Origin of the sequence: Flavobacterium sp. RSP49, assembly GCF_003968735.1 — a bacterium.
Taxonomy (GTDB): Bacteria; Bacteroidota; Bacteroidia; order Flavobacteriales; family Flavobacteriaceae; genus Flavobacterium.
Map to the genome: position 1 here is coordinate 1 of NZ_RYDN01000006.1, position 26,906 is coordinate 26,906.

The window sequence follows — 26,906 nt, forward strand, 5'->3', positions numbered from 1 at the left end:
TTCAATCGAAGATATTTTCAAGATAAAACAATGGAAAGACTAATCATTGCTGGAGTTAATCATCAATGGAATGAATTATAGGTAACTAAACGGACAAGCATATAATATTAAAGATGATCATAAGTTATTAGAAACAGGAATGGTTATTTATGATGGGCTATACAGTTGGGCAACACATTTATATAAACAAAATCATTTGCAGAATAGTCCTTTTGAAAACCTGCTGCACGAAGTTTACAATAAATTTTTAAAGGAAAAGAAAAAAAACAAAAAGAAAGCTCCGGCTTGGGTCAAAGATTTGAAAAAAATTATTCAGGATCAAATAGACAATCAATTTACTTTTGACCTAAAAAAAATTTCTAGTGACTTGGAGATTAACCCTTCTTATTTATCAAGAGAATTTTCAAAATATTTTGGAGACCTCAATTTTGGAGACTATGTTAGAAAATTACGAATTGAAAAAGCAATCTCCCTTATTCAGAATTCAACGTACTCTCTTACTGAAATAGCTTATATGACCGGCTTTTCAGACCAAAGTCATTTTACGAGGATATTCAAAATACATACAGGGAAAAACCCTTCTTCCTACCGAAAAAAAAAGCAAAAAAGTAATTCAAATACAAAAAGTAAATAGCATTCTATTTATTCCTATTTCTCCCCTGTAATTTTGTAAAAAATACAAACTATTATGATTTTTTTCAAATATTTTCTGCTTGTTGCTATATTAGTGTTTTCTATACCTGCAATTGGGCAAACAACTTATCCGAAAATTACGGGATATTTTGGGATATTGCATCCCATTGTAACGGTAAGTCCGGATGGAACTAATATCAATTTTAGAGATTATTATGCTCTGGGTTTCCCAACTGGAATCAATATTTGGAAAAGTCCAAAAATTGGGTTCTCATTTGAAATTGTACCCAATATAAGAGCAGAAAACGGAATTAGTAAAGTGAATAGTTTATTATTTCATCCTGGCGTACTAGTAGCACTAGGAAACGGATACACCTTTGCAGGCAGAGCGGCATTTGAGACTAGTGGTAGGTATGGCATAACTCCAGTATTCAACAAAACAATAATAAAAAACACCAATAGCAGTTATTATGTTGCCATTCCTTTGCCAGTTCGGTTTGGCAATGATCATCCTTCCACTTTTACTGTAGCTATCCAATTTGGTATAGCCTTTTAAAACTACTTAATTTATGAAAGGAAACACTACATATACGTTAAAAATGCTAGCTGCTTATTTTAAAAAAATTAGGTTATTCAGCCTTCAGAGGTCCATTGCCACTAGTCAATTACGTGCACCTGAGATTTAGTCGAAGAAAAAAGAGATTTCGGAAAAATAAATTTAGAGTCATTTCAAAAAAAGGCACAGCATAGTATTACGAACATAACGACGACAATACATGCCGTTTTATCAATACTTGTATTGATTTACATTAAGGAAACACAAGAACAAACCTCATTTTGATTTCCGCAATAATAGGACTAATTTTAAAAATAATTTAAACGCTAAAAAAATGAACAGAAAAGATTTCTTAAAATCGAGTAGCTTGTTTGGAGCAGCAGCATTAGTGCTTCCGACTACAAACACGTTTGCTAAAAATTTAGCAGACAATTCCATTGATAAATTGGTAGATGCCAATGGTAATTATATTCAACAAACGTTGCCTTACAGCGAAAGTTTTTTGGAACCCTACATGGATGCCGAAACCTTGCACCTGCATTATACTTTTCATCACGGTGGCGCAGTAAAGGGTGCTAACAAAGATTTACAAATGATAAAGAAAGCATTGGATGAAAACAATTTAGAAACTGTTGATTTTTGGACAAAAAAGCTCTCCCATCATTTTTCATCTCACATTTTACATTCTATATTTTGGACTAATCTTACCAATAAAAACACATCACCCCAAGGTAATTTGCTAAAACGAATAGAAAAAAGTTTTGGTAGTTTCGATAGATTGAAAGTTCTAATTGCTGCCACCTCAAAAAATGTTGACGGCAACGGTTGGGGAATTCTTGCGTATCAACCTTACAGCGATAGCCTGGTAATTTTACAATGCGAAAACCACGAAAAACTTACGCAGTGGGGAGCCATTCCGATATTGGTTATTGATGTTTGGGAACACGCCTATTATTTAAAATACAAAAATAAACGAACCGATTTCGTAGATGCTTTATTCAATATCATCAATTGGGACAATGTGGCGATGAGATTGAACGATGCAGAAAATTTGATGAAATAAAATAGTAATAAAAACCAACTAAGTAACAACCATTGTATAATATCGTATTTTAAAATTAGATAAAATAACCTAACAGATTGATTTTAAACTACTGTTTACAACATTACTACTTTTTTGATGACGTTTAAAGTTTCGACTTACTTATCCTATACGTTTGGCTACTCGGTTTAAAATAAGTAGAAGTCTTTTAGAAAGATGAAAAAAATATTTTCCTGCCAGTAACCCTTCAAAAAAGAATGGTTAATTAAAATCGAATTAAATTATAAATTGTTATTTCTTCAAATCCTGCATAAAATGGTTAGAAAACAGTTCCTAATCGCCCACAAAAAACTTCATTATTTCTAATGAAGTTTTTTTATGCCTTTTCTTTAATTTACCACCCCTGCGTCAACCCGTTTTTAACAACCTCTTCGTATTTTTCTTTATCAAAACGGTATAAATTAGGGGCTTTGTGGGCTACATTACTTTTCTTCTCGTCCAGCTTATTTAATATCCCAATTGCCATTATCTTACGTAAAAAATTTCTACGGTCGAGTTTTCTGCCTAATATTGTTTCATATAATTTCTGCAACTCGGGAATCGTGAATTTTTCGGGTAATAAATTATAGCCTACCGGCATTAAATTCAATTCCATGCGAAGCGTTTCTAATGCTTTATCTAAAATTTCCTTGTGATCTAAAACCAATTCCGGCACCGCATTATGGTCAATCCATTCCACCGTTTCATTGTTACCCTCAGGTTGCGGAATCATTTTTAAAAAATCAACCAAGGCATAATACCCAACGGTTACAAAACGACTGGCAAACCATTTGCCTTCCGCTAAAGGTATTCCGTAAAAATCTAAAACGGTATTACTGACATCAACATTACACCTTCTGGCTGCTCCAAAAGTTGAAAATTGTCTCAGAAAAATCCCCCTTAGTCCCGTTCTATCATTCAAAACAGTGACGGCAGCCTGATCTATATCTTCGGTTATGGGCACAAAACCACCTGGTAAAGCCCATTTATCACTGTACTTTGTCTTTATCAATAACACTTTTAGCTGATTGTCATGAAATCCAAAAATCACACAATCTATTGATAAGCCGGGCTGATAGTTTTCCTTATTGTCTAAAATATTTTTTAACATGTACTTATTTTCTGATAATTAAAACATAATTTATTAGTATTGCAATTTAGCTCATTTTTTTAAGAAAATTAAAGAACAACACTTTTTCAAAACTCTCAACGCAGTGTTTTTCTTTTGAAAAGAAAAAACACTGCAATAATAGTACAAATCGATTGTGTAAAAACACACTTGTACTAAAAATAGTCTAAAAAAAATTATTAATCAAAAAATTATACAAAATGCATTACGAATCAAATAAATATGCACAATGCTTCAAAATAATAAATTTAATTAACGAACCCAATAATTCAAAAACAACCCAGTAAAAGACGAAAAAAAATGTTTTTATTACTTTTTGGACTGACATTAGTCTCCCAATCGCATGCTCAAGATGTAGATTATCGCGCTAAGGCAAAAAAACTAGTAGCTAAAATGAGTTTAGAAGAAAAGCTTTTTTATGTTCCGGCGAAACCGATTAGTCCACAAAAGCTGTTCAATACTGGATATTCCTACTATTTTTATGACGGATGGACCGCTTGGTTTGCGTAAAGCAGAAGGTTTTGACTTTACTAATAGTGTTCCTTCCATTTGTTTTCCGACTGCATCGGCACTTGCTTCGTCCTGGAATCCAGCATTGGTATAAAAAATGGGTGAAACCCTAGAAATCGAATCTCAGACTAACGATTTTCAAATAGTATTAGACCCCGGAGTAAATATGAAGCGATCGCCTCTTCTCGGAAGAAACTTCGAATATTTTTCTGAATATCCAGTTTTATCCGGAGAAGTTGCTGTTAGTTTTATTAATGGTCTTCAAAGTCATGGTGTGAGAACTTCCATGAAAAATGCCATCATAACTTTAATATGATGGCATTTTTATTAAAAAAAAATATTTTTTAATTACAAAAAATCTAACGTTCGTTCCAGTGCCATTCCTCTCGATCCTTTTATCAAAATCGTACTATTGTTGAATGTTATCATTGGTAAATCATTAGAAAATTCCTCAAATGTACTATAGAACCAAAAGTTGTTGTTTTCAAGTTTATTGGTATAAAATGCTGTACCTATAAAATAACATTTCACTTTATCTTCGTTCAAAAGAAGGTCAACTATTGCTTTATGTTCTTGCTGACTTTCCTGTCCCAACTCAAACATATCTCCCAAAATCATAACTTTATTTAAATCCTCTAACTGTAGAAAATTCTCAATAGCTACAGCCATACTACTCGGATTTGCATTATAGGCATCCAGAATAATCTGATTAGTTCCTTTAGATGTCAATTGTGATCTGTTGTTTTCAGGCACATAGCTTTCTAAAGCTTCTTTTATTGCGATATCATCGATACTAAAATACTTACCAATAGTGAGTGCTGCATTGATGTTATTGGCATTATACAACCCAATCAGGTGGGATTTTATTTCCAATCCGAAATAACATATTTCTACAAAAGGATTTGCCTTAATCGAAGTAATATTAACATCCGCATTTGTTTTATTTATACCAAAAGTAAATGAGTGCAACCTTTTTGATTTTTCAACTTGAATTGTATCTTCCAAATTAACAAAAGCAAGCTTGTCTTTTTTTGAAAGGTATTGATACATTTCGCTTTTGCCTTCAATAACGCCCTCTACACCACCAAAACCTTCTAAATGGGCTTTGCCAAAATTAGTGATATACCCATAATCCGGTGTTGCTAATTCACATAGAAATTCAATTTCTTTTTTGTGATTTGCTCCCATTTCAACTATTCCTATTTCAGTTTCTGAAGTAAAAGAAAGCAATGTCAATGGAACCCCAATATGGTTGTTTAAATTGCCAACGGTTGCTTTGGTTTTAAATTTTTTCGAAAGTACAACCTGAATAAGTTCCTTAGTGGTTGTTTTTCCATTACTTCCCGTAAGCGCAATTATGGGCAATTTCAAATATTCACGATGGTATTTTGCTAATTTTTGCAGCGCGACCAAACTATCTTCAACTAAGATAGTCCTTTGATCAATAAAATAAGATTCATCATCAATTATAACATACGCAGCTCCTTTTTCTAATGCTTCTTTTGCAAAAGTGTTAGCATCAAAACGCTCTCCTTTTACAGCAACAAATAAGGAGTTTGGCTCAATCTTGCGGGTGTCAATTGAAACTGAGTTGCATTGCAAAAACAAACTATGAACGTAATTAATATCCATTTGAAACGATTTAAAAAAACAAAAGCCCTAATCAAAGGGCTTTTGTTTGTATTTATATAAAAATTAATTTCTGGCTGATCTTTTTTTATCTGCTTTTGCTCCTACTCGAGACATCGCACATCTAAAACCAATGTAATCTGTGGCCATGTCCTGCGGAAAATACCTTCTTTGAGCCGGATCTAACCAATAGGCTCTATCCCTCCAGGATCCTCCTTTGTAAACTCTGACATTGTCATTTATCAAAGTTGTTCTTTTGCTTGATTTATCATATTTCCTAACCATGTTCCCTAAACTGTCCGTAGTCACATTGTGTATTGGGGAGTTATACATGTTTTTTTCTTCTTTCGTTTTCTCGTCATCTGATTCTGAATCTCCAAAATTATAATATCTAGTAGATTGTTTATCTCCATCTCTGTAGTTAATATTATCACTTTTATTAAAATTTTGTCTCAGATAAGTCTCTTGTTCGTCAACGGGTACCTGAGCGATTTGACCTGGAAAGTTTCTGGCAATGATTTTTCCATTGCTTAAAGTATCAAATTTCATATTGTCTTTAGTGACAATTTCTACTTTGCCATCTTCACCAATTTTATTTTTAGTGTATTGATTCCCTCTGAAATAATTAAAATCATTTGCTTCATTATCGATAATAGGTCGGTAAACATCTTGAACCCACTCAGCTACGTTTCCGGCCATGTCATACAATCCAAAATCATTTGCAGGATATTTTTTTACTTCATTTGTAATGTCAGCCCCATCATCAGACCAACCTGCAATTCCGCCGTAATCACCATTTCCTTGCTTAAAATTAGCTAATTGATCCCCTTTGCTTTGTCTTTTGCCGGAACGCGTGTACCCGCCTGACCAAGGATATTTTTTTTGCCCTTTGTATATGTTATATTCTCTTTGTCCCACATCGGCTGCAGCTGCATATTCCCATTCCGCCTCTGTAGGAAGTCTGTATTCCGGTAGAAGAATTCCGGAAGAACGCTGCGCATAAACATTCTTTGGTTCTACAACCGTCCCATTTTTTCCAGTTTTAGGAGTTTTTCTGGCTCCTTTTCTTCCTTTTAATACAATATCTTCATTTCCTCCAAAAGCCAAGGTCGGTGAATTTAAATAGGTTTCAGTATCAAAATTGCTGTCTGCAGTCACATCTAGTGTTTTTGCATTCTTTTTAAGGTATCCGTTTTTTTCCAGAAGCGCTTCATTTACACGTTGGGTTCTCCAATTGCTAAATTCGACGGCTTGAATCCAATTTACACCTACAACAGGATATTCTGCATAAGAGGGGTGTCTTAAGTAATTATTGGTCATTGTTTCATTATAGCCCAATCTATTTCTCCAAACTAAAGTGTCTGGCGAGGCGCCTTCATATATATATTTATAATTTTCTTCCGTCGGTGGATAAACATTTTTCAACCAGTCTAAATAATCCAAATACATTGAATTTGTTACCTCCGTTTCATCCATATAAAAAGATTGGACATGTTGTTGCGTTGGGGTGTTATTCCAATCATGCATAACATCATCCTGCACTTTGCCCATGGTAAATGTACCTCCTTCAACAAAAACTAATCCCGGACCCGCTTCTTGTTTTTTATAATTTGAACCTGCTTTTTTACTGTCCATATTCCAGCCAGTTGCTCTTGAAGTATTCTTTGAGCTAGATTTTTTACTGCAACTGGAAAAACCAATAATAAACAGGATTGATATTAACAATCGTAAGCTCATAATTCTGTTTGCTTTCATACTCTTTAGTGGGTAATAATTTTAGTGGCGCAATATAATAATTATCAATTAATCAACATCGATCTTTCTTATTATTTTCAAAAAACCGATTTTAACAACAAATTACATATACGAACGCAAATTTATAATATTTATTATTTACTATAACATGAAATGATTTATTTTTACTGATTTATAATAACTGTCTATTAATTCCGTTGAAAAAATAATGAGAAAAATTATTTTGGCTTATCTAGTACTAATTCCGTTCGTTTCTTTTGCCCAGATCAAAGGTGATGCAACCATCAATTGGTTAGAAAAAAAAGAAATGTCCTATGGTGATTTCAAAGTTACGATCCCTTTTTTTTCAGGAAATAGTTTCCATTATAATGCTGCTGCCAAAACGCTCCTTTTTACTTTAAAAATAAATGAACCAGTCTCTTTTGATGAAGGGAAAATTCAAGTTACAAATATAATTTACGAATCGATTACTGCTGCTGAACTCGGAGATTTAGATATCGAAAACCTTCCTAAAACAGTAAGTTCGTCTTTGCAAATACGTAATTCCAGAGAACTAAAGAATGCCTTTATTGAGCTTACACCAATAATTAAAGATAATTTTGGATTCAAACGAATCAAATCCTTTTCGTATGAAATAGAGCGTAACGCTTCTAGAATTTCACCCTCCGAAAAAACGTTTAATGGCATTTCTAATTCGGTTTTATCGAGCGGCACTTGGTTTCGATTTTATATTGAAAAATCTGGCGTGTATAAAATCTCTAAAAGCTTTCTGCAACAACTCGGACTTGATGTTACATCTGACCCCAGAAAAATAAAAATATACGGCAATGGTGGGCGAATGGCACCATTGTCCAACAAAATTTACTATCCAAATGACTTGATCGAAAATACAATTCAAATAAATGGCGAAGGGGACGGCATTTTCAACAATGAAGATTACATTCTTTTTTATGGTGAAGGCGTTGATACTTGGAATGAGGAAAGCAAAACACACCTTAACTTATATGACACAAAATCGTATTACTACATTACAACACAAGGTGCTGACGGGAAAAGAATGGCGCCTTTAAGTCAGCCTGCAGGAAACAGTACGTTGACTTTAACCTCCTTTGATAATCACCAACACCATGAAGTAGATCTGGTAAACATAGCTCGATTGGGCCGTCAATGGTTTGGCGAATCATTTGAGGTTAAAAACGAACAGGAATTTGACTTTGTCTTCCCTAATTTTGACGCCACATCAACCGTTAAAATTATGCTGACAGCCGCCTCAGCAGCTTTTACACCTACCTCACTTACTGTGACCGCAAACGGAATTTTAGTCGGAAACATCTCGTTTCCTGCGCTGAATAACAATTCAGAAACTGAATTTGTTTTGGGGTTTTTACCCTTTAACGCTTCGTTCAGTGGAGCCGAAACGGTCAAAATGAAGCTCAAATACAACAACAATGGCGTTCCGGGTTCTAAAGGCTTTCTGGATAATATTAGACTAGTTGCCAAGAGAAAACTTCAAGGATACGGAAAACAATTTCATTTTCAATACGATCAATCCAGCACAAAGACCGGAATTGTCAATTATCTTATTTCAAATGCCGCTGGAATCTCTCAAATATGGGATGTTACGGACATCTACAACACAACTAAAATCGAAAATGCAGGTCAAAATACAATCAATTTCAAAGCAGGTTTGGGAGAACTCAGAAAGTACATTGCAGTGGAGGCCTCGGATTATTATACTCCTTTAAAAGAAAGCCGATCAACGGTCCCGAATCAAAACCTAAAAGGAACCTTATTCAAAAATAGTCTGGGTCAATTTCAAGATATTGATTATGTATTTATTTCGCCTTCATTTTTAGTTTCTCAAGCTGAAAAACTAGCTAGTTTTCACCGCAATTATTCTAATTTGAGTGTAAAAGTAATTCCTTTAGAATCGATATATCAAGAATTTTCTTCGGGCAAACAGGATGTAGCTGCTATAAGAAACTGCATTAAGTACATCTATCAAAATGCTTCAACACCACAAAAAAGAATGCAATTCATTAACCTTTTTGGCGATGCTTCCTACGATTTCAAAAACAGAATCATCAACAATACTAATGTTGTTCCTATTTATCACTCTTTAAATAGCAATACATCGGGAGAATCCTCTTTTGCCTCTGATGATTTTTTTGGACTAATGGATCCTTCAGAAGGTAATGTTATTTCCTATTTTGGCGGAATCGATATTGCAGTTGGCAGAATGCTGGTGAACGACTCCAAGCAGGCGGATGAAATGGTGAATAAAGTAATTGAATATCACGACATAAAATCTTACGGAAGCTGGAGAAATAATTTTGTTTTAATTTCTGATGATTCAGATATTGCCTCCGATGCCACTTTGCAAAAAAAACAAAATACGCTTGCAAATACCATTGCTGCCGAAAAACCTTTTTTGAATGTCAATAAAATCCTCTTGGATTCCTACATTCAGGAAGCCGCTGCTGGAGGATCCAGATACCCTAAAGCACGAGCCGATTTCTTTAATGCTTTCGAAAAAGGCGCTTTAGTATTTAATTATTTAGGTCATGGTGGCGAGGACGGTTTGTCAAGCGAGCGGATATGGGAAAAATCTGATGGACAAAATTTAAGCAATCAATTCAGATACCCATTATTCATCACTATTACCTGTGAATTTTCCCGCTTTGACAATCCCTTTAGACCTACAGCTGGGGAATATACGTACTGGAACCCAAAAGGCGGAGCAATAGCCATGATTACAACGATTCGTTCCATTGGTCAGTTTAGTGCCGAAAACTTTAATGATGTTTTTACTAAAAATTTATTATCGTACGGCTCAAACCAATATTCATCTATTGCAGAAGCACTGAGAATTTCGAAAAACAACAATCCCAATTCAGCAACAAATGTCGTCTTTTACATTGGTGACCCTGCATTAATGCTTGCCATTCCCAAGCCAAAAATTAGATTAACAAAAGTAAATGACATTGCTGTTACCCAAAATATTGAGGACTTCAAATCACTCTCTAAAATCAAGTTGACCGGTGAAGTTACGGATGAGAACAACAATCCTTTGACCAACTATAATGGTGAAGTTTCCACTACTATCTTTGACAAAACCATTTCAAGAGCAACCTATAATAATGACGGAAATAGTCCAGTCATGAATTTTAATGTTTTAGGAGAAACCATATTCCGGGGAAATGCATCGGTTACAAATGGTGAATTTGAATTTAGTTTTGTTGTACCACGAGACATCAGAATCCCTTTAGCAAACGGAAGAATTAGCTTTTATGCCAAAAAAAATCAAGTATTACAAAACGAAACCGGATATGATGCTGCCATAAAAATAGGTGGAATAAACGAAAATGCCGCAACAGACAATATTAGCCCAACTGTGAAGTTATACATGAATGATGAGACTTTTGTTTCTGGCGGAATAACAAATGAATCTCCGTTTCTTGTTGCGTTACTTGAAGATGGAAACGGCATAAATACAGCCAGCGGAATAGGCCATGATATTGTTGCTATTTTAGATGGAGATGTAAGCAATCCCTTTGTATTGAATGACTATTATCAAACAAAACTGGATGATTTCACCAGCGGAACACTTCGGTTTCCGTTGCGCAATTTAGCTCCCGGGCTGCACACCATCACATTCAAAGCTTGGGATGTGTACAACAATCCAGTAACCGCTGAAATCCAGTTTATTGTAGTGGGTGATGATGCCATAACATTGACACATGTATTAAATTACCCCAATCCATTTGTCAGCTATACGGAGTTTTGGTTTACACACAACAGACCATTTGAACCATTAGACGTTCAGGTTCAGGTAATGACGATAACAGGAAAAATAGTTTGGACTAGGAATCAAATCGTCACGACAGATGGTTTTTTATCCAAAGAAATCACTTGGGACGGCAAAGATGATTTTGGAGACCGAATAGGAAAAGGCGTGTATATCTATAAACTTACTGTGAAATCAAGCCTAACCAATAAGAAATCCGAAAAATATGAAAAACTTGTAATCCTTTAATTAAATACTATATTTGTCTAACAAACCTTCTGAAATAATGAAAAAAACAGTATTGATTATTACCCTTATATTTATGATTTCTTTTGCAAAAGCTCAGGATAGAGTCATAAACCCTGGGGTTCCATTTTTATTAGTCGCTGCCGATGCAAGAGCTGCAGGTATGGGTGATATAGGAGTTGCTACATCCGCAGATGCTTTTTCTCAGCAATGGAATCCAGCGAAATATGCATTTGCCACAGATGCACAAGGGTTTTCAATAAGTTACACACCGTACCTCACTGATCTGGTAAATGATATCGCATTAGCGCAACTGACCTACTATCAAAAACTGAATGACCGAAGTGCTTTTGCAGGAAGTATTCGTTATTTTGGGTTAGGCGAAATTGAATTACGCAGAACAGGCGAACCTACAGAAGCCTTTCCTACCGTATCACCTAATGAATTTGCTATTGACGGCTCCTACTCCTTAAAACTAAGCGAGAAATTCTCGATGGCGATTGCAGGTCGATTTATCAATTCTAATTTAAAAATTGCTTCCGAAAACAACGATGCCTCCTCTGCCAGTTCATTTGCTGTTGATGTAGCCGGTTTTTACCAATCCGAAGAATTGGCGTACAATGAATTCAACGGGAGATGGAGAGCTGGGTTTAACATTCAAAACTTAGGTCCAAAGATTAGTTATGACAATGATGATTTTAACAATAACTTTTTACCCGCTAATTTAAAAATCGGAACTGGTTTTGATTTTATTTTAGACGATTACAACAAGGTTTCGTTAAATGTTGAATTTAATAAATTATTAGTTCCAACTCCTCAAAATCCAGATTTGAATAATGATGGCACAGTGACTCCCCAAGAACGCAATCAAAACAATGACAATTACCGCTCAATAGGCTGGACATCCGGTGTTTTTAAATCATTTGGTGATGCGCCTGATGGATTGGGAGAAGAGGTGAAAGAAGTAACTTATGCGGTAGGTGCTGAATATTTGTACCAAGATTCCTTTGCCATGCGATTGGGATATTTCCATGAAAGTCCGTTGAAAGGGGCGAGACAATTTTTATCCCTTGGAGCAGGTTTTAAATACAATGTTGTCAAAGTAGATGTTTCGTATTTATTCTCAGCATCAAAAGTAAAAAACCCTTTAGAAAACACCCTTCGTTTTTCACTTACCTTCAATTTTGGAGATAAATACGAAGAATATTAAACATAAATAAAATTCACCAATAATAATCCAAATTTCAGCCCGAACGCTTCGGAATGAAGTTTGGATTTTTTTTCCTTAAATTAGTATGAAAGAAATAATAATTACTACACAATTCAAAGCATTTGATGCCTTTGAAGATTTGCCAAATGACATTCAGAATTTAATGGGACAAGCTGTTGAAATTAGAAAAAAAGCGTATGCCCCGTATTCAAAATTCAGAGTTGGCGCAGCCCTTCTTTTAGATAACGGCAAGATCGTTTTAGGTTCAAACCAAGAAAATGCGGCTTACCCATCCGGGCTTTGTGCGGAGCGGGTGGCTATTTTTCATGCAGGCGCAGTCTATCCAGAGGTTAAAATTTTGAAAATGGCTATCACAGCTGCTTCAGATACTAATACGACTTCGACTCCAATACCGCCTTGTGGTTCTTGCAGACAATCCATAGCCGAATATGAAATTCGGCAAGAGACACCGATTGAAATCTATTTCATGGGAGAGATTGGTACAATTTACAAATCCGAATCTCTAAAAAACCTGCTCCCTTTTATGTTTGACAAAAAATACTTGTAAAAAATCCAAAAACTACCTATTAAATTTTAGTTCTAAGTTGGAATGTCTTATTTTTGCATCCCGACCATTCGGGCGCAAATTTGTGGGAGGAAACTATTTTGCGTTATAGGTACACATTGATAATACAATAACACTTTAGCAAAAGAAAAATTCAGATGAAAGAAGTTACAAAAGAAGTATATTTAAAGTGGTATGAAGACATGCTGCTTTGGAGAAAGTTTGAGGACAAACTTGCAGCATTATACATCCAACAAAAAGTTAGAGGTTTTCTACATTTATACAATGGTCAGGAAGCGGTACTAGCCGGTGCATTGCACGCCATGGACTTGACAAAAGATAAAATGATTACCGCGTACAGAAATCACGTTCAGCCAATAGGAATGGGAGTTGATCCCAGACGTGTGATGGCGGAACTTTTAGGAAAAGTTACCGGAACTTCAAAAGGAATGGGTGGTTCTATGCACATTTTTTCAAAAGAACACCGTTTTTATGGTGGACACGGAATTGTGGGCGGACAAATACCTGTAGGTGCAGGATTGGCTTTTGCAGATAAGTATTTTGAAACTGGGGGTGTTACTATGACCTATTTTGGTGATGGCGCCGCACGCCAAGGATCTTTACACGAAGCCTTCAACATGGCAATGTTATGGAAACTTCCAGTTGTATTTATTGTCGAAAACAATGGATATGCCATGGGAACATCTGTAGGAAGAACAGCGAATCATACTGATATCTGGAAACTAGGACTAGGATATGAAATGCCTTGCGGGCCAGTGGATGGAATGAATCCTGTAAAAGTTGCTGAAGCAATGACAGAGGCAATTGACAGAGCACGTCGTGGTGACGGACCTACTTTTCTTGAAATGAAAACATACCGTTACAGAGGTCACTCGATGTCAGACGCGCAATTGTATCGTTCGAAAGAAGAAGTTGAAGAGTACAAAAAAATCGATCCAATTACACAGGTTTTAGGTATAATTAAAGAAAAAGAATACGCTACCGATGAAGAAATTGGGGCAATCGAAAAGAGAGTGAAAAGTTTAGTTGAAGAGTGCGTAAAATTTGCTGAAGAATCTGAATACCCACCTATTCAACAACTTTACGATGTAGTATACGAACAAGAGAACTATCCATTTTTACCTCATAAACTATAAATCAATTATGGCAACAATAATTACAATGCCTCGTTTGAGCGATACGATGACGGAAGGAACGGTAGCGACTTGGCTAAAAAAAGTAGGGGACAAAATCAGCGAAGGCGATATCCTTGCCGAAATTGAAACAGACAAAGCAACAATGGAATTCGAATCCTTCAATGAAGGAACTCTTTTATATATAGGTATTCCGGAAGGAGAAACTGCAGCTGTAGATTCTTTGTTAGCAATTATTGGAGATGAAGGCGAAGATGTTTCTGGTTTAATCGCTGGAAAAACAGCTGATGTGGCTCCAGTTAAAGAAGAGGCAAAAGCTACTACAGAAACAACAGAAGCAACTCCCGATGCTATAAAAGAAGAAACAAAATCTACTACCACTGCTTTACCAGAGGGAGTTATAGTTATTACTATGCCACGTTTAAGTGACACCATGACCGAAGGAACTGTTGCGACTTGGTTGAAAAAAGTAGGTGATACAGTTGCCGAAGGAGACATTCTTGCTGAAATCGAGACAGACAAAGCAACAATGGAATTCGAATCCTTCAACGAAGGATCTTTATTGTATATTGGAATTGAAGAAGGAAATTCAGCACCAGTAGACAGCCTTTTGGCAATCATTGGACCAGCAGGAACGGATATTTCCGGAATTGCAGAAAATCATAAAACTGGCGGAGCACCACAAGCAGAGCCCGTAGCTGAAAAAGAGATAGAAAAAGAAGTTGCTTCGACAGAAAAAACTTCAGAGCCAGTGACTCAAGAACCACTTGCTCAAGAAGCATCAACTGACGGGCAACGAATTTTAGCATCCCCATTAGCAAAGAAAATTGCAAGTGATAAAGGAATTCAATTGACACAAGTAAAAGGTTCTGGCGAAAACGGACGTATTGTAAAAAGCGATATTGAAAACTTCACGCCACAAACTGCCGCTCCAGCCCAGACAAATGTAGCGGCTGCACCAGCCAAAACAGAAACTGCAGCTGCGCCTAAAGTATTTGTTCCAGCAGGAGAAATTTTTACAGAAGAAATCAAAAATTCGCAAATGCGAAAAATCATTGCGAAACGTTTAGCAGAATCTTTATTCACCGCGCCACATTACAACTTAGTGATAGAGGTAGCAATGGATGAAGCAATGCAATCAAGAGTAATCATTAACAGTGTTCCAGACACAAAAGTATCGTTTAACGATATGGTGATAAAAGCGTGTGCAATGGCTTTAAAAAAACACCCAAAAGTGAATTCACAATGGAGAGAAGATTCAATTCTTATCAACCATCACGTGAATGTAGGAGTTGCTGTAGCGGTTGAAGACGGATTAGTAGTTCCTGTATTGCGTTTTACAGATGCGATGAGTTTATCACAAATTGGCGGAAGCGTAAGAGATCTTGCAGGAAGAGCTAAAAACAAAAAATTATTACCTACAGAAATGGAAGGAAGTACTTTTACCGTTTCTAATCTTGGAATGTTTGGTATTACTGAATTCAACTCAATCATTAACCAACCCAATTCTGCTATTCTATCCGTAGGAGCTATTGTAGAAAAACCGGTAGTGAAAAATGGTCAGATTGTGGTAGGAAATACAATGATGTTATCTTTAGCTTGCGACCACAGAACAATTGATGGCGCAACTGGAGCTCAATTTTTACAAACATTGAAACAATTTATAGAAAACCCAGTTACGATGCTTGCGTAATAACTCCGTTTTTAAAATACAAATCCCGTCTTGTTTCAAAAACTTGATGGGATTTTTTATTTATTCTTTTCTTCAATCCAGCGCGACATATATTTCGTGCTTTTTAAAGTATGGTGTTGCAACATGGCTCCCATAAAATTACGCAGTCGATGCTCCTTCAAATTAGCACATAAAAATTCTATTTTAATTCTAAAGTTATTTTCGAACAAATATTTTATATATCGCTCATTAATAATTTTCAGTCCATTTTGTTGGGCTTGAAGCCAAATTGCTTTGTCTTGATATAATTGTACTGCAACATCCGCAAAATCAACAACATCATCCGTGATGTTACCGTTCCAAGATAAATCACCATGCATGGATTCTGAACCAATAGTAGTTGTTACGCTTGGCGTTCCGCATTGCATGGCTTCTAATAATTTACCTTTAATACCCGCGCCAAAACGCAAAGGAGCCAAAACCACTCGTGCTTCCTTCACAACTTCTTCCGCATCAATGGCGCGTCCCAAGATTAAGAAGCCTTCTTTCTTATTATGCAATTGCAGTACTTTTTGAGAAGGATAAGCACCATAAATATTCAAAACTGTTTCTGGCAAACGCCTCTTGATTAGGGGCCAAATCGTTTCTTTTAAATACTGAACCGCATTCCAATTGGGCTCATGAAGAAAATTCCCGATAAAAACAAAGTTTTTTCGTTCCTCAAAGAAAGGTAGCTTGTCTATTTGGGCAACAACAATTGGTTCCAATAAAAAAGGCAAATAATACAATAAGGCTTTCTCAATTTTAAATGTAGATTCCAAAAGTTCCACTTCAAATTCAGAAATCATCAAAGACAAATCACAACGTAAAATACTGGCTATTTCACGTTTGGCTACCTCTTCAACAAATAAATCAGAGGTCTTAAAGGAACGATTTTCTTTGAATGCTTTCTGACGAGCCAATCTCAGACAATGTAAATCTTCGGTGTCTAGCAACCGTAACGCATCCGGACAATTTTCGGCAACACGCCAACCAAATTGCTCTTCCATCATAAAACGGTCAAACAAAACCACATCTGGATTCAATTCTTTTATAAAAACATCAAAACTGGAATTATTAAGTTCTATTGCTGTTTTCTCCACTTCGTACTCTTGTAAATCAACCATATAATCACTGTTTTGTGCAGGACTGGCAAACGTAATGCTAAAACCTTGCGCTTTAAAGAGTGAAATCAATTCCATCATCCTTCCTCCCGCTGCAGACGAATTGGGTTCCGGCCAAACAAAACCAATAATTAAAAGCTTTTGAACTTGATTCATAATATTATAAAATTTCAATTGCAAAATAATGCTATTTTGAGTTCAATCCAGTGATTTGAATCAAAAATAGATTATAAAACACTAATTTTACACCAAATAAATTTCATCAGTATGTTAGGATTAAAATTAGCCACAGACCCGCGTTGGGTAAATATAGTTGAATCAAATATAGAAGAAATTCTGACGGATCATGCGTGGTGCGAGCAAAAGGCTGCTTCAAATGCCATCAGTATTGTTACCTATAACTCGGAAATAGAAGAACTAGTAACCGAAATGTTAATAATTGCAAGAGAAGAGTTAGAACATCTGCAAATGGTACATGACTTAATAAAAAGCAAAGGATTGACTTTAGGCAGAGAAAGAAAAGACCATTATGTAAATGAACTTTTCAAATTCATGAAAAAAGATGGCAGCCGAAAAGATGCATTGTGTGACCGATTATTATTTTCAGCAATGATTGAAGCAAGAAGCTGTGAACGATTTAAAGTTTTATCAGAAAACATAAAAGATGTTGAACTAGCTACTTTTTATAGAGATTTATTGATTAGTGAAGCGGGACATTACGCCACATTTTTGAGATTTGCACGGAAATATGCTGATAATGTAGATGTTGACAAAAGATGGGCAGCATGGATAGAATTTGAAGGATCAATTATCACTAATTACGGAAAACAGGAATCGATTCATGGATAATTAATTCTTCGAGTGTTTAATAGGTTGTATTAGTGTTTATTCGAGTAACAAAGACATTCTCTGGATGTATTTATTTAGCATTAATGTAAAGTCAAAATAAGCCCTGTCTTCTACAATTATAGTTCCTTTAGGAAAAATCAACTGATCCAAACCATAGTTGTCATGAGTTTTAGTATCTGGAATGTTTACTAAGTCTGGAATTTAAAAATAATCATCCCAACAAGTGTGTATTTTTATGCCGTTTTTAGCTGTCCGAAACTTTGTCCAATCAAACATGTTTAAACATAAGCTGATTGTGATGCTATCTATCAATTTAATGTTTTGGTCTTTGATTTCTTCGATAATCTTACGCTGATTATCATTTTTAGTGTTCTTTTATAATGCTATAAAATCCTTTAATACACCGTTTCATATATTCTCCAATTGCGTTTCTTATTACCATCACTCATGTTGGTGCGTGTTGGATTTTGCAGTAATCCTAAATCCTTAATAAAGGTATTGGTGACTCCGATTCTAGCGAAAATATGGCCTAAAGTATAGCATTTATTCAGCTGTCTGTAAGTTAGAGCTACAAATTGATCATAAGTCTTATCCTTACTGCACACTTTATCGCTTTTGTATTGTTTGGCACAAGATTCAAGGATCCATCGAGGTACAAGGTCAATAATTTGACGAATGACCGGTTTTTTAGTATTTTTATTGCATTTGAAGAGCCAGATTATAAGTGTTATTTATTTTGCAAAAATAAAAACACGAGATTCTCAGACATTTTTTATTTTAGACTTTCGGATGACAGTGAAAAATTACTTGATAAAATCGATGACGTAGAGCATCGCAAAAACAGACGTTATCGTTTAGTTTTACTATCATAAAACGACAAGTCTTCGTGCCACTCCAGGCAAAAAAGTAGGCGAACGACTTGGGCACCAAGGCAATACCTTGGAATTGATTACCAATATAAATGTTGCCATTGCGCTGAGCATTAACCAGAATTTTTATAACTATTGTGGGGATTTATCTGACCGACCAGTATTATTTATGCTACGCCGACAAGTTGTTGACATTCCCGCCGATTACTGCTGAATTTACTGAGCATCGTATATTTTAAAAAACTTGCCCAAATGGTCATCATACAAAAGCTTTGTTCGCTAGCTGAGTTAACTCGCCGATAAGTTACAGGTGTAATATTCAAGCTACAATTGCTTATATGCATACTAGACAATACTAGCCTTTCGAAAGGATGAGCGAGTTTTTTAACGATGCTTGTAATTTAAAAATGGCATAGGGCACTTTTGTTCCTTATTGAAAGATTTTGCCCAAAAAGCCCAACCTGCCTGCGAATTGATTGCTCAAAAAGTAGGAAACGGAAAAGTGGTCGTAGGTGACTAAACAAGTGCCAAAGTCAATAGAAAGAAGGGATGGTTCTGTACTTTTCAAAGCCAAGGTGCCACTTATATTACATTTTCAAGCAATAGAGGAACTGCTACTACAGATGGAAATTTCCCCTAACGGTTTTACGAGCTCCATTCTCGTTCATGATTGTTGGCGGAGTTATTTTTAAATAAAAAGTAAAACGCATCAAATATGCATCCCTCATTTACTCCGTGAACTTGTTTTTTTCGAAGAGCGTTGTGGATCTCAATGGACTATATATTTCAAGGAATTGCTATACGAAGTAATAAAGCTTAAACGGAATTTAACATCAATTCAATATCTCAATCCAATATTTCAAAGGAACCTAATCATGGAACAATTATCCGTTTTGCTACTTACTTCTGTTTCCGAAAACAGGAAGGATGTTTATGCATTATGCAAGCGAATAAATATATAAGCAATATGTCTTTACTTTTTTATTCCACAACGATGGTCCTCCAGACAACAATGCTTCTGAAAGAGCTATCCGTAATGTAAAAGTGAAACAAAAAGTATCCGGATAATTCAAAACCGAAAACGGGGTGCAATTTTATAGGATCATTCGTTCGGTAACCGATACTTGTTTCAAAAACGGATAAAATGTATTAGCGTCCTTTAAAACTAGTGCTATATTACAACCTGAATAGTTGCATTTTTTCTATAAAAACATAAAGATTGTAGCGGAAAGCCCGACCCTTGCGGTCAAACCCATATACTACAAAACCCCAAGAAAATCTTGAGGTTTTTTGGGTATATTCGAAGTTGGATTTTGGATTTTCTAACTTTTGATTCTATGAATTTTGACTATAGAGTCACCGCTTCTTTGATTCGGCGTAAGGCCTCAATTAACAATTCTTCACTGGTTGCATAAGAGAAACGGATACAATCCGGGTTTCCAAAAGCGTCACCCGTTACGGTTGCTACATTAGCTTCGCCTAAAAGGTACATTGAGAAATCATTGGCGTCTTTAATAAACGTTCCTCTTAATGTTTTTCCGAAGAAAGAGGAGACGTCCGGGAATACGTAAAATGCACCTTCTGGAACGTTGATTTTTATTCCAGGAATGTCTTTTAATAATCTAACCACTAAATCTCTGCGGCTATGGAAAGCATCCACCATGTGTTTTAATACACTTGGGTCAGCATCTACCGCGGTAATAGTAGCACGTTGTGCAATACTGTTAGCACCACTTGTTACTTGACCTTGAATTTTTGTACACGCTTTTGCAATGAATTCTGGTCCGCCAATGTATCCAATTCTCCAACCTGTCATAGCGAAAGCTTTGGCAACTCCATTTACTGTAATAGTTCTTTCTAGCATTCCCGGGATGGATGCGATGCTGCAAAAAGTTCCTGAAAAATTGATGTGCTCGTAGATTTCGTCAGCGACAATATAAATGTTTGGATATTTCTCCAATACTTTAGCTAAAGCCGTCAATTCTTCTCTATTGTATACAGATCCACTTGGATTACAGGGGGAACTGAACCACATCATTTTTGTTTTTGGAGTTATGGCAGCTTCTAATTGTTCTGGTGTGATTTTGAAATCCGTATCTACAGATGTAGGCACCTCTACTGGAACTCCACCAGATAATTTTACGATTTCGAAATACGAAACCCAGTAGGGAGCGGGTAAAATTACTTCGTCACCGTCGTTTAGCATTACTTGAGCAATGTTGTATAGCGATTGTTTTGCTCCGGTTGACACTACAATTTGAGAGGGTTTGTACTCTAAATTATTGTCTCTTTTGAATTTTCTGCAAATGGCTTCTTTTAATTCTAAATAACCTTCTACTGGAGAATAGGTGCTATAATTTTCGTCTATTGCTTTTTTAGCTGCTTCTTTGATAAAGTCCGGCGTATTGAAATCTGGTTCGCCTAAGCTTAAACTGATAATGTCTCTTCCTTGTGCTTTTAATTCTCTGGCCAAAGCTGCCATTGCTAATGTTTGAGACGTAGATAAATTGTTTATTCTATCGGATAATGGATTCATTGTATTAGGTTGTAGTTAGTTTATTAGTTAGTAGAGATACGCAGCAGTGCATCTCCAGGTATGTTGTGATTATATAAGTTCCGGTTTCATTCCCAATTCTTTCAAATGCTTAAAATGAGCAATAACGGCACTTCGCATTGTTTTGTATTCGTAATATGGCAAGTTGCATTCTTGAGCAGTTTGCTTTACGATACTCGCAATTTTCCCATAATGCACGTGACTGATATTTGGAAAAATATGATGCTCAATTTGGTGATTTAATCCACCGGTGTACCAGTTTACAATTTTGTTCTTTGGGGCAAAATTGGTGGTGGTAAACAGTTGGTGAATCGCCCAGGTATTATCCATTTCCCCTAATTCATTAGGAGAAGGGTTGGTCGTTTCTTCGACAACGTGGGCCAATTGGAATACAACACTTAATATGAGTCCCGCGGTATAATGCATTAGGAAGAATCCAATTAAAACTTTCCACCAACCAATTCCAATAACGATTGGTAAAACGATCCATATGGCGGCATAAATAATTTTTGTTATAATTAAAGTGGTCCAAAGTATTTTTGGACTTTTTGCTTCTCCGTATGACAATTTTCGCTTTAAGTAGCTTTTCATCTGCTTAAAATCAGTTGTAATAGCCCAGTTGAAGGTTAATAATCCATATAAGAATACTGAATAATATTGCTGAAAACGGTGAAAATTATACCATTTTGCTTCTTTCGTAAAACGGATTACGCGCCCGGCATCTAGATCCTCATCATGACCCGGAATGTTTGTGTAGGTATGGTGTAAAACATTGTGTTGTACTTGCCAGTTGTGTACATTTCCCGCCAGTACATAAATAGTTCCCCCCATAAATTTATTGACCCAGTTTTTAGTGGAATATGACCCGTGATTGCCATCATGCATCACATTCATGCCTACTCCTGCCATTCCAATTCCCATAACGATCGTTAATAAAAGGTGTGACCAAAATGGCATGTCAAGTGTCAAGATTAAAAAATAAGGAGCAAGAAAAACCGTAATCAAGATGACAGTTTTCAAATAAAGTTTCCAATTTCCAGTCTTTGGGATGTTGTTTTCTTTAAAGTAGGTGTTTACCCGTGAGTTAAGTGTTCTGAAAAATTTCAGGCTATCTTGTTTTGCAAATGTTGGTGGCGTATTTGTCATAAAAAATTCATTAAAGGTCAAAGGTAATTATTATAAATTTTTGGATAGACAAAATTGAGATAAATATTTTAACTCTAAAGTATTACTTTTGTTAAAAAATTAAAAGATGAATGAGATTCTGAAGCATTTTCCTAATTTATCGGATATTCAAAAAGAACAATTTAAAAAATTGGATTTTTTATACCATGATTGGAACGAAAAAATAAATGTTATTTCCAGAAAAGATATTGATGCCTTGTACACCAAGCATATTTTGCATTCGTTAGGTATTGCCAAAATTATACAATTTGAACCCGGAACGTATGTTCTTGATGTGGGAACAGGAGGTGGGTTTCCTGGAATTCCATTGGCGATTCTTTTTCCGGAAACGCATTTTTATTTGATCGATATTATTGCAAAAAAAATAAAAGTGGTTCAGGCTGTTGCTGAGGGATTGGAATTAAAAAATGTAAAAGCTGCGCAAATGCGAGCAGAGAATGTAAAAGGAGATTTTGATTTTATTGTGAGTCGTGCCGTGACGAATATGCCGGATTTTGTTTCTTGGGTGAAAACCAAAATCAAAAAGAACAACAAACACGAATTGAAAAACGGAATTCTCTATTTAAAAGGAGGCGATTTAACAGCAGAATTAAAGGGTTTCCCTAAAGCGACTGAATACAATTTAGTTGATTTTTTTGAAGGTGAATTTTTTGAAACAAAGAAAGTAGTCCATGTGCCGTTGAAATTTGTGGGTTAGAAACAAACAATAATTTTGTTTCTAACGGCTTTTTTTCAGGAAAGAGGAATCTCTGATTGTTAAGATTCTTTCTAATTATGTAAGGGAAATCCAAGAGTTACCTTAGTTCCTTTTCCCAATTTACTTTCAAGTTGAATTGTTCCTGAGTTTTTTTCGGTAAATGTTTTTACGATATAAAGACCTAATCCAGTTCCTTGGATTCCATTGGTATTACTGGCCCTAAAAAAAGTATTAAATAACTTTGGTTGATCTTCGGCTGGAATTCCAATTCCAAAATCAATAATCTCTAAACAAATACTTTTTTCGATGACACATAAATTTAGCTCAATATCACCAAAGCCTTCTGAATATTTAAAGGCATTGTTTAGTAAGTTGAAAATAGTATATTCCATCAGTTTTTGATCTGCCATAACCTGAAAATTATCACCTTTGATGGAGATTTGAACTTTTCTTCCAATTAATTGATCGGGATAACTTATTTCGATCACATCCAGGCAAATTTGTTTTAAATCAAATTCGGTAGGATCGAAATTCGTTTTTCCGGAGTCCTCCTTTGAGATCGTTAGCACAGCATTCATCAATTGAACAATGCGATCAATTTCTTCAATAATACAATCAATTCTTTTTTGCAAACGGGGAGCATTTTCTATTTTTTCATTTTCTAAGTAAAGACTTATTAGTTCGGCACTAGTTCTGATTGTTGTCATGGGCGTTCTGAACTCATGTGATATTGTGGATACTAAATTAGTGCGAAGATCATTTAAATCGCGTTCTTTCAGCAATGCTTTTTCAATTTTTTCTTCGGCTTCTTTTTGGGTGGTAATTTCTCTGTTTGAGGAATGAAAGCTAATTGCAACGCCATTTTCTTTAACTAAATTGGCCTTAATTTCAAACCAAATATAAGTGCCACTTATGTTTTTAAACCGGACCTGAATTGCTATGTCTTCCATTTCTGTTAGAAATCCTATAATGTGACTTTGAAGTTTCGCAATATCATCAGGATGGGCGTAATCTACAGGAAATTTACCTATTAAAGATTGTGGAGTGTATCCTAATAGTTTTTCAATGGAAGGAGAAACGTATTTGAACGAGGTGTCTGTATTATGCAAGCAAACTAAATCAACGGTGTTGTCAGCTAAAAGACGGTATAAATTTTTAGCTTTGTTGAGCTGAATGGTTTTGATCCTGTTATTTTCTTCGGATAATATTTTGTTTTGTTTTTCAATCCTTTTCCGATCCGTTATGTTGATCATCTGGAAAATATGACGTTTCGTTTTGTTTCGACTGCTTTTAATTATTGAAGCAGATATATACATCCAAATAACAGATTCGTTTTTATGAATAAATCTTTTTTCTAAATTGAAATTAGATATTTTTCCGGAATTTAATTGCTCTTTTAAAATAAAATCATTTTTTAAATCTTTTGGATACGTTATTTCTTGAGAGGTTAAAGACGCAAATTCTTTTTTTGAGTAACCTAACATTTCACAAAGTTTTTCATTGACTTCTAGAAAATTATCATCAATGTCTATTAACGCCATTCCTGCTGCCGAATATTCAAAAGCATCTTTAAACTGTTCTTGGCTTTGTTGTAATTCATCTTTGAGTATCTTCTCCTTGGTGATCTCTTGCATTGCACCAATCATTCGTATAGCTTTGCCTTCATTGTTTCGAATGATTATGGCCTTGTCATGAACGAATCCATAGGAAGTAGCTGTTTTTTTATAACGATACTCATGAGACCATACATTAATTTGACTTTTAGTAGCTTCATCTAGACTTGCAAAAACAGCTTTTTTCTCATCCGGATGTAAAAAATTATTAAGCAAACTGGCTGCTAGGACATTTTTCTTAAATGTATAACCAAAAAGCGTTTTAAAACCATCTCCGACATAAATTTTGTCAGTAGTTAAATCCCAATCCCAAATGGCATCAAAAGTAGCCTTGCTAAAATAAGAAAAGCGTTCGTTACTTTCTTTTAAGGCATCCTCTGCTTTTTTCTGTGCCGATATGTCAATAAAGGAACATATTACGAAACGTAATTCATTATGTTTTCCCAGTACGGGTACAGCATCAACTAACAACCACACTAAATTTGTAAGCAAGGGATTATATACCCCCATTACGACATTGTTTATTGGCTTTAGTGTTTGGATAGCTTGAGGGACTGCATGATCCTCCGCTTTAAATAAAGTGCCGTCAAGATGAATTGTCTTCCAATGCTCGTCGTAGGGTGTTTTTCCAAGTAATTGGTCCTCTGTGAGTCCAAGCATTTCGAGGGCTGCTTTGTTGTTTTCTAATATTTCTGAGTCAGGTCCTTGGACTATAATTCCTATAGCTATATTGTAGATTATACTTTTAGTTAGCTGCCGGCTTTTAATAATTTCTTGCTGGGCTTTTTTACTTTCAGTGATATCTACACCAAACCCTACCATCATTTCTAGGGTTTCATCTTCATGAAAAACAGGAGTTAGTTTTCGGGTATGATAGGTCTTTGTGCCATCAAGATGTTCTATGGTATCCTCCCACTCAATTGTATTTCTGGATTTTATAGCTTCTAGAAAATGGATGTGCCTGATTTTTGCAAATGCATCGTCTCTGTTTGTATGATTTGCATATTCAAAATCGTTTTTTCCTATAATGAATTTTCGTAGCTCATCATTTTTTATAGCGGCCGGATTTAAATACGTGTAGGTTTGGCTGCTGTCTAAAACGGCAACATCTGTAGGGAGCCTGTCTAATATTTTTTCATAAAATTCTTTTTGTAGGACTAGCTTTTGTTGAATTTCAATATACTCAGTAATGTCTCTACAATTTCCTACATATATTGGCAGACCATTTTTTTGAGATAATTTTAAGCGTGTGGCATGCCAAACATAATAACCTTTCTGATGAAGAATTCTATAGGTAAATTCACCCTCGTTTTTCCCGGTTTCAATTGCTTCACTTAAATAAGTTTTGCAATTTTCTAAATCGTCAGGATGTAAAAACGAAGTGTTACTTTTGCCTAAAATATCCTTACTCTCATATCCTAAGTACTTAGTCCAGTTGTCAGAAGCATAGGTGATTATTCCTTCTAAGTTAAGCTCGTAGGTAATTTCTTTTGAATTATCAATAAATTGTTCAAATTGAGTATCCTGTTCTTTTATTGTTTTTTGTAAGCTCTGGTTTTCAATATGTAATTTTAATAAAAATTGGATTTGTAGTACAGTATATTTTAGATGTTTTAACTGCATTACAGAAAGCTCTCTAGGGTTGGTATCCATAATACATAGGGTTCCAATGACTAGATTTTCATTAAAACATATAGGGAACCCTGCAAAAAAAGCTATTAAATTTTCGGGAGGAGCATCAATGTCTTTATTTATGTTTGAAATAATTTTAATTTTATTATTCTGGATGACATTCTCATTAAGTTCGAAAATAATAGGGGAGATGGGAATATAATCAAAACCTATTTTTGTAACTGTGATGGGACTAATAGAGTCTGTTAATGAAATAAATGCAAGAGGCATCGCGCATATCTCGGATGCAAATAATAAAACTGTACTGAATTCTTCTTGAATAGTTCTATTTTTAAATAATTCGTTTATTTTTTTCTTGTCAAATACGGGCATAGGTTCTTGGAGTAATTGATTAATTAACAATTATTTGCCATTTTA

20 protein-coding genes and 1 pseudogene are annotated in these 26,906 nt (G+C 35.3%); 13 read left to right on the forward strand and 8 right to left on the reverse strand.

Features of this window, described 5'->3' with window-relative positions; genetic code table 11:
- Positions 1-196: 196 nt before the first annotated feature.
- The 3 genes from EKM02_RS04780 (at position 197) to EKM02_RS04790 (ending at position 2,252) form a co-directional block, all read left to right on the forward strand.
- Entirely contained in the window at positions 197-634 is a 438-nt protein-coding gene (locus EKM02_RS04780) for a helix-turn-helix domain-containing protein (protein WP_234423153.1), read from the forward strand.
- A gap of 54 nt (positions 635-688) precedes the next feature.
- The gene (locus EKM02_RS04785; RefSeq protein ID WP_126452622.1) at positions 689-1,189 is read left to right on the forward strand and encodes a hypothetical protein; all 501 of its coding nucleotides are present in this window, start codon (positions 689-691) and stop codon (positions 1,187-1,189) included.
- A gap of 334 nt (positions 1,190-1,523) precedes the next feature.
- The gene (locus tag EKM02_RS04790) at positions 1,524-2,252 is read left to right on the forward strand and encodes a superoxide dismutase (RefSeq protein WP_126452624.1); all 729 of its coding nucleotides are present in this window, start codon (positions 1,524-1,526) and stop codon (positions 2,250-2,252) included.
- A gap of 373 nt (positions 2,253-2,625) precedes the next feature.
- Here the strand turns inward: EKM02_RS04790 and EKM02_RS04795 are convergent, their stop codons facing one another.
- Positions 2,626-3,381 (reverse strand): NUDIX hydrolase, encoded by a 756-nt coding sequence (locus EKM02_RS04795; protein ID WP_126452626.1) that lies wholly within the window; start codon positions 3,379-3,381, stop codon positions 2,626-2,628.
- 318 nt (positions 3,382-3,699) lie between these two features.
- On the opposite strand from EKM02_RS04795, the gene EKM02_RS04800 reads away from it, so the two are divergent.
- Together EKM02_RS04800 and EKM02_RS04805 are read left to right on the forward strand one after the other, a co-directional pair.
- A complete protein-coding gene (locus tag EKM02_RS04800; RefSeq protein WP_126452628.1) occupies positions 3,700-3,909 on the forward strand; it encodes a hypothetical protein in 210 nt (69 codons plus the stop codon).
- Positions 3,910-4,006: 97 nt separating this feature from the next.
- The gene (locus tag EKM02_RS04805) at positions 4,007-4,225 is read left to right on the forward strand and encodes a glycoside hydrolase family 3 N-terminal domain-containing protein (RefSeq protein WP_126452630.1); all 219 of its coding nucleotides are present in this window, start codon (positions 4,007-4,009) and stop codon (positions 4,223-4,225) included.
- A gap of 32 nt (positions 4,226-4,257) precedes the next feature.
- Here the strand turns inward: EKM02_RS04805 and EKM02_RS04810 are convergent, their stop codons facing one another.
- Entirely contained in the window at positions 4,258-5,541 is a 1,284-nt protein-coding gene (locus EKM02_RS04810) for a UDP-N-acetylmuramoyl-tripeptide--D-alanyl-D-alanine ligase (protein ID WP_126452632.1), read from the reverse strand.
- 63 nt (positions 5,542-5,604) lie between these two features.
- Entirely contained in the window at positions 5,605-7,293 is a 1,689-nt protein-coding gene (gene gldJ / locus EKM02_RS04815) for a gliding motility lipoprotein GldJ (protein ID WP_126452634.1), read from the reverse strand.
- A gap of 208 nt (positions 7,294-7,501) precedes the next feature.
- Here gldJ and porU point away from each other — a divergent pair, with 208 nt between their 5' ends.
- The 5 genes from porU (at position 7,502) to EKM02_RS04840 (ending at position 15,948) form a co-directional block, all read left to right on the forward strand.
- Positions 7,502-11,329, forward strand: coding sequence for a type IX secretion system sortase PorU (gene porU, locus EKM02_RS04820; protein ID WP_126452636.1), 3,828 nt, complete (start codon positions 7,502-7,504; stop codon positions 11,327-11,329).
- A 37-nt stretch (positions 11,330-11,366) separates the two neighbouring features.
- On the forward strand, positions 11,367-12,536 hold the full coding sequence (porV, locus tag EKM02_RS04825; RefSeq protein WP_126452638.1) for a type IX secretion system outer membrane channel protein PorV: 1,170 nt from the start codon (positions 11,367-11,369) through the stop codon (positions 12,534-12,536).
- Between the two features lie 85 nt (positions 12,537-12,621).
- The gene (gene cdd, locus EKM02_RS04830; RefSeq protein ID WP_126452640.1) at positions 12,622-13,104 is read left to right on the forward strand and encodes a cytidine deaminase; all 483 of its coding nucleotides are present in this window, start codon (positions 12,622-12,624) and stop codon (positions 13,102-13,104) included.
- 155 nt (positions 13,105-13,259) lie between these two features.
- Complete coding sequence (pdhA, locus tag EKM02_RS04835) at positions 13,260-14,258, forward strand: pyruvate dehydrogenase (acetyl-transferring) E1 component subunit alpha (protein ID WP_126452643.1); 999 nt, start codon at positions 13,260-13,262, stop codon at positions 14,256-14,258.
- A gap of 7 nt (positions 14,259-14,265) precedes the next feature.
- On the forward strand, positions 14,266-15,948 hold the full coding sequence (locus tag EKM02_RS04840; protein ID WP_126452645.1) for a pyruvate dehydrogenase complex dihydrolipoamide acetyltransferase: 1,683 nt from the start codon (positions 14,266-14,268) through the stop codon (positions 15,946-15,948).
- Positions 15,949-16,004: 56 nt separating this feature from the next.
- On the opposite strand, the gene EKM02_RS04845 is transcribed toward EKM02_RS04840, so the two are convergent.
- The gene (locus EKM02_RS04845) at positions 16,005-17,246 is read right to left on the reverse strand and encodes a glycosyltransferase (protein ID WP_126452646.1); all 1,242 of its coding nucleotides are present in this window, start codon (positions 17,244-17,246) and stop codon (positions 16,005-16,007) included.
- 111 nt (positions 17,247-17,357) lie between these two features.
- On the opposite strand from EKM02_RS04845, the gene EKM02_RS04850 reads away from it, so the two are divergent.
- Positions 17,358-17,939, forward strand: a complete 582-nt coding sequence (locus tag EKM02_RS04850; RefSeq protein ID WP_126452648.1) for a tRNA-(ms[2]io[6]A)-hydroxylase — start codon at positions 17,358-17,360, stop codon at positions 17,937-17,939.
- A gap of 19 nt (positions 17,940-17,958) precedes the next feature.
- On the opposite strand, the pseudogene EKM02_RS14970 reads toward EKM02_RS04850, so the two are convergent.
- Positions 17,959-18,658: pseudogene (locus EKM02_RS14970) on the reverse strand (DUF4372 domain-containing protein); the annotation flags it as partial.
- Positions 18,659-19,762: 1,104 nt separating this feature from the next.
- Between EKM02_RS14970 and EKM02_RS15260 the strand changes: the two are divergent.
- Positions 19,763-19,876: an IS66 family transposase gene (locus EKM02_RS15260; RefSeq protein WP_126452869.1), complete on the forward strand. Its 114-nt coding sequence runs from the start codon at positions 19,763-19,765 to the stop codon at positions 19,874-19,876.
- A 280-nt stretch (positions 19,877-20,156) separates the two neighbouring features.
- Here EKM02_RS15260 and EKM02_RS04865 read toward each other — a convergent pair whose 3' ends face one another.
- Complete coding sequence (locus tag EKM02_RS04865) at positions 20,157-21,344, reverse strand: pyridoxal phosphate-dependent aminotransferase (RefSeq protein ID WP_126452652.1); 1,188 nt, start codon at positions 21,342-21,344, stop codon at positions 20,157-20,159.
- A gap of 69 nt (positions 21,345-21,413) precedes the next feature.
- A complete protein-coding gene (locus EKM02_RS04870) occupies positions 21,414-22,508 on the reverse strand; it encodes a fatty acid desaturase family protein (protein ID WP_126452654.1) in 1,095 nt (364 codons plus the stop codon).
- Positions 22,509-22,614: 106 nt separating this feature from the next.
- On the opposite strand from EKM02_RS04870, the gene rsmG reads away from it, so the two are divergent.
- Positions 22,615-23,244, forward strand: a complete 630-nt coding sequence (gene rsmG / locus EKM02_RS04875; protein WP_126452656.1) for a 16S rRNA (guanine(527)-N(7))-methyltransferase RsmG — start codon at positions 22,615-22,617, stop codon at positions 23,242-23,244.
- A 71-nt stretch (positions 23,245-23,315) separates the two neighbouring features.
- Here the strand turns inward: rsmG and EKM02_RS04880 are convergent, their stop codons facing one another.
- Complete coding sequence (locus EKM02_RS04880) at positions 23,316-26,891, reverse strand: PAS domain S-box protein (protein ID WP_126452658.1); 3,576 nt, start codon at positions 26,889-26,891, stop codon at positions 23,316-23,318.
- Positions 26,892-26,906: the final 15 nt, after the last annotated feature.